Origin of the sequence: Streptomyces sp. NPDC001828 (assembly GCF_042892175.1) — a bacterium.
Taxonomy (GTDB): domain Bacteria; phylum Actinomycetota; class Actinomycetes; order Streptomycetales; family Streptomycetaceae; genus Streptomyces.
In genome coordinates this window covers 510,395-522,546 of the sequence record NZ_JBIATV010000001.1, presented here as the reverse complement: position 1 = coordinate 522,546, position 12,152 = coordinate 510,395, and the positions used below count along the sequence as shown (strand labels likewise).

At 72.0% G+C, this 12,152-nt stretch carries 14 protein-coding genes; 7 read left to right on the top strand and 7 right to left on the bottom strand.

What is annotated here, in order from left to right:
* Positions 1-110 precede the first annotated feature (110 nt).
* Positions 111-437 (top strand): hypothetical protein, encoded by a 327-nt coding sequence (locus tag ACFYZA_RS02440; RefSeq protein ID WP_388486445.1) that lies wholly within the window; start codon positions 111-113, stop codon positions 435-437.
* 445 nt (positions 438-882) lie between these two features.
* Here ACFYZA_RS02440 and ACFYZA_RS02435 read toward each other — a convergent pair whose 3' ends face one another.
* The 3 genes from ACFYZA_RS02435 to ACFYZA_RS02425 all read right to left on the bottom strand — a co-directional run bounded on the left by ACFYZA_RS02435 (position 883) and on the right by ACFYZA_RS02425 (position 3,435).
* Positions 883-2,028 (bottom strand): permease, encoded by a 1,146-nt coding sequence (locus tag ACFYZA_RS02435; RefSeq protein WP_388486444.1) that lies wholly within the window; start codon positions 2,026-2,028, stop codon positions 883-885.
* 186 nt (positions 2,029-2,214) lie between these two features.
* The gene (locus ACFYZA_RS02430; RefSeq protein ID WP_388486442.1) at positions 2,215-2,910 is read right to left on the bottom strand and encodes a DUF305 domain-containing protein; all 696 of its coding nucleotides are present in this window, start codon (positions 2,908-2,910) and stop codon (positions 2,215-2,217) included.
* Between the two features lie 99 nt (positions 2,911-3,009).
* Complete coding sequence (locus ACFYZA_RS02425; RefSeq protein ID WP_382584362.1) at positions 3,010-3,435, bottom strand: hypothetical protein; 426 nt, start codon at positions 3,433-3,435, stop codon at positions 3,010-3,012.
* Positions 3,436-3,687: 252 nt separating this feature from the next.
* Between ACFYZA_RS02425 and ACFYZA_RS02420 the strand changes: the two genes are divergently transcribed.
* The 3 genes from ACFYZA_RS02420 (at position 3,688) to ACFYZA_RS02410 (ending at position 5,786) form a co-directional block, all read left to right on the top strand.
* Positions 3,688-4,605: a MurR/RpiR family transcriptional regulator gene (locus ACFYZA_RS02420; RefSeq protein ID WP_382584365.1), complete on the top strand. Its 918-nt coding sequence runs from the start codon at positions 3,688-3,690 to the stop codon at positions 4,603-4,605.
* Between the two features lie 406 nt (positions 4,606-5,011).
* Positions 5,012-5,413, top strand: coding sequence for a hypothetical protein (locus ACFYZA_RS02415; RefSeq protein ID WP_382584369.1), 402 nt, complete (start codon positions 5,012-5,014; stop codon positions 5,411-5,413).
* A 196-nt stretch (positions 5,414-5,609) separates the two neighbouring features.
* On the top strand, positions 5,610-5,786 hold the full coding sequence (locus ACFYZA_RS02410; protein WP_382584372.1) for a hypothetical protein: 177 nt from the start codon (positions 5,610-5,612) through the stop codon (positions 5,784-5,786).
* 184 nt (positions 5,787-5,970) lie between these two features.
* Here ACFYZA_RS02410 and ACFYZA_RS02405 read toward each other — a convergent pair whose 3' ends face one another.
* The gene (locus tag ACFYZA_RS02405) at positions 5,971-6,849 is read right to left on the bottom strand and encodes a maleylpyruvate isomerase family mycothiol-dependent enzyme (RefSeq protein ID WP_388486439.1); all 879 of its coding nucleotides are present in this window, start codon (positions 6,847-6,849) and stop codon (positions 5,971-5,973) included.
* Positions 6,850-7,055: 206 nt separating this feature from the next.
* On the opposite strand from ACFYZA_RS02405, the gene ACFYZA_RS02400 reads away from it, so the two are divergent.
* Both ACFYZA_RS02400 and ACFYZA_RS02395 read left to right on the top strand, forming a co-directional pair.
* Positions 7,056-8,192, top strand: a complete 1,137-nt coding sequence (locus ACFYZA_RS02400) for a PP2C family protein-serine/threonine phosphatase (RefSeq protein ID WP_388486437.1) — start codon at positions 7,056-7,058, stop codon at positions 8,190-8,192.
* 89 nt (positions 8,193-8,281) lie between these two features.
* Positions 8,282-9,112, top strand: a complete 831-nt coding sequence (locus ACFYZA_RS02395) for a class I SAM-dependent methyltransferase (protein ID WP_388486435.1) — start codon at positions 8,282-8,284, stop codon at positions 9,110-9,112.
* Positions 9,113-9,157: 45 nt separating this feature from the next.
* Here the strand turns inward: ACFYZA_RS02395 and ACFYZA_RS02390 are convergent, their stop codons facing one another.
* Positions 9,158-9,496, bottom strand: a complete 339-nt coding sequence (locus ACFYZA_RS02390) for a thioredoxin family protein (protein WP_388486432.1) — start codon at positions 9,494-9,496, stop codon at positions 9,158-9,160.
* Between the two features lie 297 nt (positions 9,497-9,793).
* On the opposite strand from ACFYZA_RS02390, the gene ACFYZA_RS02385 reads away from it, so the two are divergent.
* A complete protein-coding gene (locus ACFYZA_RS02385; protein WP_388486430.1) occupies positions 9,794-10,867 on the top strand; it encodes a hypothetical protein in 1,074 nt (357 codons plus the stop codon).
* Positions 10,868-11,008: 141 nt separating this feature from the next.
* On the opposite strand, the gene ACFYZA_RS02380 is transcribed toward ACFYZA_RS02385, so the two are convergent.
* Positions 11,009-11,482, bottom strand: coding sequence for a hypothetical protein (locus tag ACFYZA_RS02380; protein ID WP_382584390.1), 474 nt, complete (start codon positions 11,480-11,482; stop codon positions 11,009-11,011).
* 270 nt (positions 11,483-11,752) lie between these two features.
* Positions 11,753-12,082 carry a LuxR family transcriptional regulator gene (locus ACFYZA_RS02375; protein WP_382584393.1) on the bottom strand — a complete coding sequence of 110 codons (330 nt, stop codon included), beginning with the start codon at positions 12,080-12,082 and terminating at the stop codon, positions 11,753-11,755.
* Positions 12,083-12,152 lie beyond the last annotated feature (70 nt).

Sequence of the window (12,152 nt, the reverse complement as noted above, 5' to 3'; positions counted from 1 at the left end):
ACCTCACTGCTCCAACCGGGGGAACCGGGGTGGTCATGGCTTCGAGAGGGGGCGGCCCGGCGGGCAGGCTCGGACCGAACGGTTCCCCCTCATCAAAGGACATCGAGCTCATGCGTCTTCACCAGACCCTCGGCGCGGCCGCCGGCGCACTCCTGCTGGCCCTGGCCGTACCGACTTCCGCACACGCCACCACCGGCGACTTCCTGTACAAGACCGGTGCGGGCCAGGAAGCGGGCGTCGCCGACCCGGCGAGCGGTCGCTGCATCGATCTGCCCGGCACCTCGGGGGACGCCCCCGGCCACTCGCCCCGGAACTTCACCACCTCCACCGCGACCGTCTTCCTGGAGGCCGACTGCGAGGGCGACACCTACTACGTCATGAAGCCGGGCACCAAGCTCGGCGACAAGCTCAAGCTCAGCTCGGTCGTCTTCTCCTGAGAAGAAACGACAGCCCGCCTCACACAGGTGCCCGTCTCCAGCGAGCGGGCACCGGCCCGGCGGGATCGGCTGGACAGCCCCTCATGCCTGCCGCGACCGAGGCATGGACACGCTCAGGCCCCCGCCGGGTGTCCGTGCGGGGCGTGAAGCCAAGGGCCGGTTGTGCCGGCGACGACAAGAACGCGTCGGGCAGCTCGACGGCCTGCGGGTCTCCGTAGTGATAGGCGTTCGCGATGGCGTTGGTGGCACCCAGTCGCACCGTCACGTCGTACGACAGGGCGCCGTAGGAATCCCTCCTCATGTACACCGGGGTGAGCCTCCGGGACGGGCCGCCGCTTGGTTCCCCGTGCCTCGGGCGCACCTTGCTGGGGAAGCCGGCGCTGCCGCGGTCGAGCATCGTGATGGCGGTCACGGTGCCTGGTAGTCGCGGCCCCTTGGGCGATGCCTAGTCGCCGCCTCCGGGCGCCGCCCCGCCCATCATGCGCAGCATCTCCCTCCCACCCGTACGGAAGAAGCGCACGAGCAGGACCCCGGCCAGCAACAGGAACACCACGTTGAGCCACGTCGTGTAGTTCCAGGCCACACCGTCCATGGGGATGGTCGCCGAGTCGGGGTCGGGCACGAGGCCGAGGCCGCCGAAGACGAACTCGACCACATATCCGGCGACGACCATCGCCAGATAGAACGTGCCGAGCAGAAAGGCTGCCATGCGGGCGCCGTAGTACTTCCGGTAGATGGAGAGGATCGGCAGGATCAGCAGGTCCGCGAAGATGAACGCGACCACCCCGCCGAAGCTAATGCCGCCCTTCCACAGGACCACCGCGAGCGGCACGTTGCCGATGGAGCAGACGAACGAGGCGATGGCGACGAGCGGGCCGATCAGCGGCCCCCAGAGCTTGGACGCCAGCGGGTGCCCGTCGAAGAAGAACGTACGCCAGAAGGAGTCCGGCACCCATGCGGCGATCGCGCCGGCGATGAGCAGCCCGACGACGAGATCGCGCAGAATCGCCGCCCATTCCATGACGAAGACGTGCGCGGTGGAGGTGAAGCCCTCGGCCGAGAACAGCCGCCCGGCGAACGAGCCCTCCTTCCGTACGGACATGTCCATCGCGGCGTGCCCCTCCATCGACCCGGCGAGGCCCCGCTCGGCCTGCTCGCGCGCCTGGACGAGCAGTCGGTCGCGCAGGAAGAGCCGGAAGAGCACGGCGAGCAGCACGATCATGACGGGGCCGCCGACGAACTCGGCCGCGGTGAACTGCCAGCCCATCAACAGGGCCAGAATCACGCCGAGTTCGACGACGAGGTTGGTCGAGGCGATCTCGAAGGCCATCGCCGCGGTGAAGTGGGCGCCCTTGCGAAAGAGGGAGCGGGCGAGCGCGACGGCGGCGTACGAGCAGGAGGACGAGGCCGCGCCGAGGCCGGCGGCGAGGGCGAGGGTGCGCGGCCGGTCGTCGCCGAGCAGGGCGACGACCGTGGACTTGCGCACCACCGCCTGCACGACGGCGGACAGGGCGAAGCCCAGGACCAGCGCCCAGGTGATCTCCCAGGTCATCGAACCGGTGATGCGCAAGGCGTGCAGTACGGCATCCATGGCGTGCCTTCCCTGGGAGGTGCGCGGGAGTTGATTCTCGGCGGCCGGGTTCCGGCCCCGCGCCTCGGCACGGGACCGGAACCGCCGCTCCCCCGGCGCCCGCGCCCTCCGGTCAGGACGCTCGTGCCGGAGGTGACGGCGTTGCCGGGGTTACCACTGTCGTGCGGGCTATCGCGGTCGTGCGGGTTACCGGAGTCGCTCCACGATCTTGTTCATCTGCTCGATTTCGGCGTTCTGTGCCGCGATGACATTGCCCGCGAGCTTCTTCGCGTCGGGGTTGGCCCCGTTGCTCTGCTCGTCCTTGGCCATGGTGACCGCGCCCTGATGGTGGCCGATCATCAGCTGGGCGAACTTCTTGTCGAAGTCCTTGCCCTTCGCGGACTTGAGGGCGCTCATGTCCTGGTCGGACATCATCCCCGCCATGCCGGACGAGTCGTGGTGCATCCCGGGCATGTCCCCCATGGAGGAGGCCGAAGGCGAAGGCAGCGGCTTGCCCCACGACGTGAGCCAGCCCCTCATCGTGGCGATCTCGGGGTCCTGGGCCTTCTGGATCGCGGCGGCCAGGCTCTTGACCTCGGAGTCGGCGGCGCGGCCGTCGGCGAGGCGGGCCATCTCCAGGGCCTGCTGGTGGTGCGGGATCATCTGCTGCGCGAACGTCACGTCGGCGTCGTTGAACGCGCCGGATGCCGACGGGGCTTTGGCGGAAGGGGAGTTGGGGGACGCGGCGCTGCTCGGTCCGTGGTTCATGCCGGACATGGCCGGGTCCTGGGAGGGGGAACCGCCGGAGGAACCGCAGCCCGCCAGGGCGACGGTGAGGGCGGCGACGGCGCCGACGGCCGCGAGCGTGCGGCGGCGGGCGGCGAAAGCGAGGGCGAGGGACATCGAATGGTGTTCTTTCCAGGTGGTCGCGCCCCTGCTGGGGCGCACGAACGGGCAGGGCACACATGGCCGGTCCGGCCGGGGCCGGGCCGAGAGCGCCTGTCACGTCCGTGCGACACACACCTGAAGGAGCAGACCTCTGCCGTGGAGGGGTGGTCCGCGCCGGGCCCGCGCGAAGGGGGTCGTACGACGCCCGGCGAGACCCCGGACGACGAGGACCACCAGGCCGAGCACCCCGAACAGCCCGGCCGCGGCCGCCGGCAGGCGGTCCCGGGCGGGCGTGGACACACATACCTCGCCACTCATGGGTGGGGTGACGGAGGTGGCCTGCCGGCCGATGTGGTCGCCCCACATGGTCGCGTGACCCATGCTCATTGGCGCGCCCATGGGTGTCGCCATGGCCAGGTCACCGTGGCAGCCCCCGGCGGCACTGGCCGGAGCACCATGCATGGAGAAGAGCCCGAACAGGACGGCACACAGCACGAGGAACCGGGAGAACCCGACCCCGCGCGTCCGTCCGCTGTCCACGGCTGCCCCGCCTTCCCTTGCTCGTACGGCTCGTTCCTGCCCGGCCGACCATACCCCCACCGGGTTTACTCCCGGGCGACCACACCCCGGCGTGGACGAACCTCGGCCAGGCACCTTCACCCTCGTGTCCGCCGGGGTTGTCGTGGCCGTGGACCACATCGAAGTAGCCAGGTCAGTGGTGGAATTTGGGCTGGTCCGCCACAAGGGTGAGCTATGTTTTGAGCACACGTGGCATGAGAAGGAGGCCCGCCGGTGTCATCGGGGCAGCAGGTACGCGCCCAGTCGGCCGCGATCACGCCGAGCGGCGAGTCCTCGGACTACGAGCGCGCTCCGGCGGACCGGGTCCGTGCGCTGTTCGACGGCCACCGGCTCTCCCCCGGGCAGCGGCGCATCGCCCAGTACCTCATCGACCACCTCACCGACGCCGCGTTCCTCTCGATCACCGAGCTCGCGGAACGGGTCGGCGTGAGCCAGCCGTCCGTGACCCGGTTCGCCTCCTCCCTCGGCTACAGCGGCTATCCCGCGCTGCGCGAAGTCCTCCAGCCGCTCGCCCTGAGCGCGGTCGCCGGCACCCCCGAGGGCCGCGAGGAGAGCAAGCACAACGAGCTCCAGGCGGCGGTGGACGCCGAGATCGAGAACCTGGAGAACGTGCGCCGGCTGGTCGCCAACACCACCCAGGTCCTGGAGATCGGCCGCGAGCTGGCCCTTTCGGTGCCGCTGACCGTCCTCGGCCTGCGCATCTCCGTGTCCCTCGCCGAGTACTTCGCGTACGCGGCCCGGCGCATCCACCCCGATGTGCGGCTGGTGACGCGCGGCGGCAGCGTCGCCTACGACGCGCTGCTGCAGTCCCGTTCGGCGGGTGGAACGTGGGTGCTCGCCTTCGCCATGCCCCGGCACGCGAAGGAGACCCTCTCCGCGCTGCGCACCGCCCGCAGCGCCGGGCTGCGCATCGCGCTGGTCACGGACACCACGCTCGGCCCGCTCGTCGACGAGGCCGATGTGGCGCTGACCGCGGGCACCGGCTCACGGCTCGTGTTCGACTCGTACGCGGCACCGGGCGTTCTCGCGGCGGCGATCCTGCAGGCGATGGCCGACGCCGACCCGGAGCGGACGCAGGCGCGCCTCGAGGAGTACGAGCAGGCCGCCGACAAGCACGGCTTCTTCCTCTAAGCCGGGCCCGGCCGCCGCCCCCAGCCGCGCATCCGTTTCCCTGACCAGGCCTTTCGTCGCACTGAGTCGACTCTTCCGTTTCTTCCCCCGGGGCCGGATTCGTCCGGGACGGCTCGCAAGATCTTCACACCGCAACAGCGCATGAATTTTTTCATACCCTTGTTTACTCAACGGTATATATGTTTACTGAGCCGTGGCGGTCACCGACTCCCCCCTGCCAAGGAGAGCGACCCCAGTCCCTCTGAGAACGAACAACCGGCGTGGCGCCCCCCTCCTCACGCCGCGCCGGCTGTCCGATCCAGGCTGTCGGATCCGGTGGCACGCCCGTGGCGGCTCCGGCTAACCCCTGAGCCGGGGCCGCCCCCACCTCTCGATCAGAGTTCGACAACCATCGGAAGCGACGAGAATGTCCCCTACGGCCACCACCTCCCTCAGCCCGGACTGGCCCTGTCAGGTCAAATCGCCCGGGAGCCGTGACTGGGAGCGCACCGCCACCCGTTGGCTGCGCGACCTGCTGCCGGCCCGCTACGCCGGCTACTCGCCCCTGGTCCGCCACCACGTCCTGCTGGCACGCCACGCACAGATCCAGGTGCAGCACGAGATCCGCGCGGTGCGCGTGGCCCTCCAGACCAGCCGCGCCGAATTGCCCACCCTGGGCGTGGCACCGGCCGTCATCGAGAACACCATCAGGATGTACGCGATGGAACTCGAGCAGCTCGGCCGCCTCGCGCGCGGGATCCGCCTCGTCATGGAGGCGCTCATGGACGACGGCCCCACGCCCCGAAGGGCAGCCGCACAACGAAGGTGACGCCGGCGCCTACGCGGTGCCGGACCGGTCGAACCGGGAGCGCCCGGTGACCGTTTCGCGGACGCCGACCGGACGCGTCGGCGGACAGTCGGCGGGCGCCTCGCCGCACGCCGACGGCCCGGAATGCGATCTACCGGGGCGCGTGCGAGCGTGGAAGTGGCTCAACCTCCGACCTGCCCAGCAGGGGGCGACCACGATGAGCAAGAAGCAGACCCGTCAGAACCGGGGCGCACGCACCGGCGGCCATGACCGGACCACGACGACGACCACCGCCGAGGTCAAGGAGCAGGCGCAGACCGCCACCGTGTCGGGGGCGATGCACTCGACGCCGGAGGTCTCGCACAAGCAGCCGCGGAAGTTCGGCCACAACTAGCTACAACTAGCCACCACCGGCCTACACCCCACCCTTACCCCGACAACCCAACTGCCTTTTCCACAAGGGCAGTTGGGTGTGTGGCATGCCCCAGCCGCCGATCCGGGGCCAGGCCCGTCCGCGAGGCTCCGGTCCGGCCCGCGGGCTCCTCGCCCGCCGCGACCACCACTCCTCACGATGGCTGTCAGAAGGCGGAGTTGGTCACCCAGCGCTGGAGCAGGCCGTCGTGGCCGGAAGTCTCCAAGGCGTCCGCGCCGCGGTCGAGGCGTCCGTAGAGGAAAAGGAGCAGATCGGCGGCGGGGCCCGCGACGGTGGCGTCCGCCGACTCCGTACCGGCCGCCTTCGCGGGGCTCGGGTCGAGTCCGAACCCGTCGGGGCGCAGGCGGATCAGCCACTCACCGGCCCGGTCCGTACAGCGGAAGCGGATGGTCTCGCCCTGGCCGCGCAGCTCGGCGGTCCCCGGCGCGAACGACGCGGCGAAGGGCAGGTTCACCAGGAACTCGTCCACCGCGTCGGCGGCGAGCGCGGGGTCGATGACGGGCCGGAGGCCGACGGCGAGCTCCGCGTCCACCCGGTGCATCAGCGTCTCGCACAGCATCCGGCGCATCCAGAACCTGGCGTGGGGGTCGGCGCCCCACACCCACATGGGAGCGTCGGGGTCGGTGTCGGCGAACACCTGGGCCGCGACCTGCGCACTGGCCCTCAGCCAGGCGGGGTAGCCGTCTTCGCTCGCCGGCAGTTCGAGTGCGGTGTCGCGGGTGAGCGGCCGCTCCTGGACGCGCTGCCGCAGCAGTCCGGAGAACATGCGCTGCACGCTCCCGGTGTGCCGGATCAAATCGACGAGGGTCCAGCCGGGGCAGCTCGGCACCGGTGTCGCAAGGTCCGCGCCCTCGACGGCCGCCACGAAGCGCTCGGTCTCCGCCATCACCGCGCGGCAGTGGATCGCGGGGGCGAGCCCCAGGGGCGCGTCACTCCGCTCGCCCCCCGCCCCGCCGGTTTCCCGGGCCTCGCCTCCGTGCCCGTCGCTGTTCCCGTTCGCGTTGCTGTCCACGGCCCTGTCCATGTGGTCGCACCTTTTCGTTCGCGCTCTCGCGGTGGGAGCGACCGGATCGTCGCGCGGGTGCGCTCCGGCCGCTCGTCGCCGCACTGTCCGTGATCAGTGTGCGCCGAGGCCGGGCCCGGCGGGGCGGCGGGCCGCGCGACGTGTGCTCGCGGCACACTCGGCCGGGCTTGCCGTGTGTGGGCGGCCGTCCGGTGTATGCAGGGGTGATGGATCTTCAGGCACTGCGCGCGGCCCGCCGCCGCTCCCTGGCGCCGCGGCATGCTCTCCTCGCGGTGCCGCTCGCGATGATCGCGATCGTCACGGCGGGCGATCTGCTCGTCCCGCCCGATGTGCACCTCGGCCCGTTCCTGGCCGCCGCCCCCGCCGTCACGGCGTCGTTCGCCGGGCCCAGGACCACCGGGTTCATCGGCGCGGTCGCCGTGCTGGCGCAGGTGGTCGTCGCGATGGTGCGCGGCAGCGTCACCGATCTCAACCACACCTTCCAGATCATCACGCTGCTCCTGATCTCGGTGTTCGTGACGTTGTTCGCCCATCTGCGCGAGGTGCACGAGAAGCAGCTCGTGCAGTTGCGTTCGGTCGCCGAGGCCGCCCAGCAGGTCGTGCTGCGGCCGCTGCGCGAACGGCTCGGCCCGCTGCGCATCGCGAGCGTGTACCTGGCCGCGGCGGCGGACGCCCAGATCGGGGGCGACCTGTACGCCGCCGCCCGTACCTCGCACGGCACCCGGCTCATCATCGGTGACGTACGGGGCAAGGGCCTCGACGCGGTGGGGGACGCGGCGCTTGTGCTCGGCGCGTTCCGGGCCGCCGCCCATCAGGAGGCCGATCTGCCGGGTCTCGTCGAATATCTCGAACGTGCGGTGGCACCGGACCTGGACCAGGCCCACCAGTCCTCCGTCGGCTTCGACGACCACAGCGAGGCGTTCATCACCGCCGCCCTCATCGACATCCCGGATCTCGGACACGCCGTCCAGCTGGTGAACTGCGGACACCCCTCGCCACTGCTCCTGCGCGGCGGCCGGGTCATCCCCCTGGAGGTCGACCATCCGGCGCCGCCCCTCGGGCTCAGCGGCCTCACGGAGTCCCAACTCACCCCGCAGGGCTTCCCGTTCGAGCCCGGCGACATCCTGCTCCTCCACACCGACGGCGTACTCGAAGCGCGCGACGAGGCGGGCGGTTTCTATCCCCTGGCCGAACGCGCGGCCGCTTGGCGCGGCACCGGACCCCGCGCCCTGCTGAGTCACCTCCGCGACGACCTGCTCGCCCACACCCCGACCGGGACGTTGGGCGACGACGCCGCGATGGTGGCGATCGAACGGCTGCCCACGCCCACGCCCACGCAATAGGGTGCGCCCCGCCCGTAGGGATTCGATGATGGAAGAACCCCCGTCCGGCGAGAGGCATCCCCCGGGCATCCGAGAGACGGGACCAGACCATGCCGCAGGAACCAGCAGATGAGCGGCCTGCTCCCGAGGGCGAGCGGCCGGCCTCCCGAGGGGAGCGGCCGGCCGCCGGAGGTCCGCGGGCCTGGTCCGGGCGTGCGGGTGCGCGGGCCTTCGCCGCGGTGGACGCGGCGACCGACTGGCTGGTCGGCTATCCGTTCGTGTTCCGGGCGCTGGCCGAGCGGAGCAGGGCGGGCGGGGTACTCCTTGACTTCGGCTGCGGGCCCGGCACGGTCGCCGAACACGCCGCCCGGCGGCTCGGCATGCGCGTCATCGGCGTGGACGCCTCCCCCGACATGCTCGCCCTGGCCCGCGAACGAGGCACCCCGGACGCCGAGTACCACCTGGTCACGGAAGGTCGCGCGGACGGTCTGTCCGACGGGTGCGCGGACGCGGCGATGTGCAACCACGTCCTGGCGTCGCTGCCCGACGAGCGGACCGTCCTCGGCGTGTTCGGCGAGATCCACCGGCTGCTGCGGCCGGGCGCCCCGCTCGTCCTGCTGACCACCGACCCGGCGGGCAGCGGCATCGAGTACGCCTCGCTGAAGGTCGGCGAACCCGGTGTCACCTACGCCCCCGGCCGGCCCATGACCGTACGACTTCGCCGCACCGACGGGACGTGGCAGACCATGCCCAATCACGCCTGGCCCCCCGGCGCGATCTCCGCCCTCCTGGAGCGTGCTGGTTTCACCCCCGTCGCGCAGCACCATCCGACCCCGGACGAGGCGGAGGGCGTCGCCGACCCGGCCCATGCGCACAGCCGCGACTGGGCGGCCGAACGGCGTCGCCCGCCGCTCGTGGTGACCGTCGCCCTCAGGCCCTGACCCGGGCCGCCGGGGTGCCGCCCCTCGCTCCTGACCTGCGAGCCTTCAGAGGTGGCTGTCCAGGAAGGCCGTCAGCTCGGCGCCGTCCATCGCGCCCGCCGCCAGGGCCACGGCCTCCCCTTCCTTGATCAGGACGACCGAGGGCGCGGCCGTGACCTCGTAGCGCCGCACCGGTTCCGGGCAACGCGTCATGTCGACCTTGACGGCGGTCAGGCGCCCCGCGTACGCCTCGGCGGCCTCGCCCACGACCGGGTCCATCTCCTTGCACGCCTTGAGGGCCTTGGGCCAGGTCCCGCTGAAGTAGGCGAGCACCGGGCCGTCGGACATGGCGAGGATGAAGTCGAACTCCTTGTTCTCCAGCGGTTGGTGGACCCTGCGGGCCATGGTGTTCCTCCGAGTTGCGGGCGGTACCGCACCGCGTACGACGAGCAGTACGCCGGCCGGCACTGCGCCCCCATGATGACCCGCGCGCACGGCCCACGGCGAAACGCGCGTTCCGGTGGCGCGAAGCGGCGCTGGACAGGGACGGCGGGATGTGCCGTCACCGGCACGTTCGGCGCGTGCGGCGGGGCACCCGGCGACACGGATCCGGACGGCCGTGCGGCGAGGTGCGCGGCGCGAGGGCCGGGCGGGCGGATACTGGCGGCATTTCCGTACGCCCGCGCGTCCGAGGAGCCGGCCATGGTTCTGCCTCCCCCATCAAGCCGGCCTTCGCCCGGAGCCCCCGGGCGGCGTGCGGTGCTCCTCGGCACGGCTGCCTGGTGCGTGGCCACCGCGGCCTGTTCGAGCGGGGGCAAGCCCTCGCCCGCCGCCGCGTCAACGGGTACCGGCTCGCGCACGCCTTCCACCGCTTCCCCGGCCGGCTCGGCGTCCTCCTCCGGCTCGCCGTCCGTCTCCGCGAGCCCGCCGGACGTGCTGCCCAGGGCCGTGCCGTGGCGGCCCGGGCCGGGCGAGATCGAGCCCGCCGCCAAACTCGCCGCCGTGCGGCTCGTCGAGGCACTGGGTACCTGGCCCGCCGGCAAGGGCGGCCGGGAGGCGGCCGCGGCGCGCGTCGCCGAACTGGGCGTCTCCGACGCTCTGGCCGCTCAACTGGCCCAGGAATCAGGGTCGTTGGCGCCATCCGCGGATGCGGCGGTGGTCCGGGTGATCGACGCCCAGTACGGCGGGATCCTGCCCGACACCGCGAGCGTGCTGGTCGTCTGCGACCAGCCGACGCTGACCGGCTCGTCCGTGCACCACGGGGGCACGACGGTCGACGTGCGGCTCAGCCGTGACTCCGGCGGCTGGGCCGTCACCTCCCTGCACCCCGCGGCCCCGGGTCCCGCCGCGGCCCTGGACTCGGCGGCCCGGGAGGTACTCGCCCAGTCCCGCATCGAGCTGCCACCGGCCTCGGTCGCCGACATCCGCAGCGGTGCCGTGCACGACAGCGCGTTGCGCGCGATGCTCCAACTCGCGGGAACCTACCGGCTTTCGGTCAGTGTCGTGCGCTCCGGGCACCCGCTGGACGTGTTCGGTACCGACCGGCCGAGCGACCATCCGCTGGGCCGCGCCTTCGACGTGTGGCGCATCGACGGCCGCCCCGTCGTCGACCCGGCGACCTCACGCTCCCTGATCACTTCGTTCATGCGGGCCGCGGCGGCGGCCGGTTCGTACAACGTGGGCGGCCCTGTGCGGCTGACGGGCGGCGCCACGGCCAACCAGTTCTTCTCGGACGACACCCACCACGACCACGTCCATGTGGGCTTCTCCTCCTGACCGCATCCACTCCTCCTGACCGCATCCACGCCGGACCGCGAGGGCGCGGGCCAAGGTATCGGCCGGCACATCGCGCCGGCAGCCCGGATGCCGGACGGGCCGTGCTGCGGGTCGACCAGGCCTTGGGCAGGACGGAGTCGGTCAGTGGGAGGGGGCGAAGACCGACCGGAGGTGTTTGCCGTTGATCAGGGCCATCACGGCGAGCAGGAGCAGTCCGCAGACCGCTTGTTCGGCCTTCATCCACGCGGGGAAGGCCCCCGGCAGCGCGATGACGGCCGCGATCGCCACGACCATGACGCCGGAGATGACCCTGAGCCTGCGATACGCCGAGCGAGACCCCCGGCCCGCGCGGAGGGCGCACAGGAACGTCACGAGCGCGCTGACAACCACGATGGTTCCCCGGACCCACACGGCGGAGTTCACCTCGGCCGAGTCGTCGCGGAGCAGGACGATGGCCGCCAGCGTGAGCACGCTGATCCCCAGGTAGGCCCCGACGAGTGCCTTCGTGCCGCGGAAGGCGGCGAGGCTGCGGGGATGGTTCAGGGCCTGAGGGGGCACCGGCGCGGGGGCGGGTCGCGCGCTGCGGGCGGGGCGCGAACTGCGGACGGCGTTCATGAAGGTCCTCGCTTCTCGGGGCTCGTTCTCCTGGTTCGGTCGCTCCTGCGGCGGCCAAGTCCAGGGTCCGCCCCGCGTACCGCCCATCCATCGCCCGCGCGGACGAAGCCCACTCGGCTCGGCGTCAGGGCCCGGTGAGGGCCGCCCCGTAAGGGGGCACCTCCTGGGCGAGGGCGCCCCGCGCCGGTGTCGCCGGTGTCGCCGGTGTCGCCGTTGTCGCCGGTGTCGGCGGTGTCGGCGGTGTCGGCGGTGTCGGCGGTGTCGGCGGTGTCAGGCCATCGCGACGGTCAGGAGGAACGCCGAGTCCTCCAGTGCCTCCACGGTGTGGGATGTGGCCGGTACCGCGAGGAGATCCCCGTGCCGGCCCTCCCACGTGTCCTCCCCGGCGACGAGCCGGATCCGGCCCGTCCACACCAGCAGCGTGGCCTCGCCCCCGTGGCCGTGCTCGCCGAGCGTGCTCCCCTCGGTCAGGGCCATGACCGTCTGGCGCAGCACACGCTCGTGCCCGCCGATCACGGTGGACGCGCTGCGCCCGGACCCGGCATCCCGGGCGGCCTTCAGCTGAGCGCGGGCGATCGCTTCCAGAGAGAACTTCTCCATGCCTTGCTCTCACTTCCTTGTGCGGAGGGTGCCGGGCCCCAGCGCCACGGGGCACCAGGCCGACCCTCGC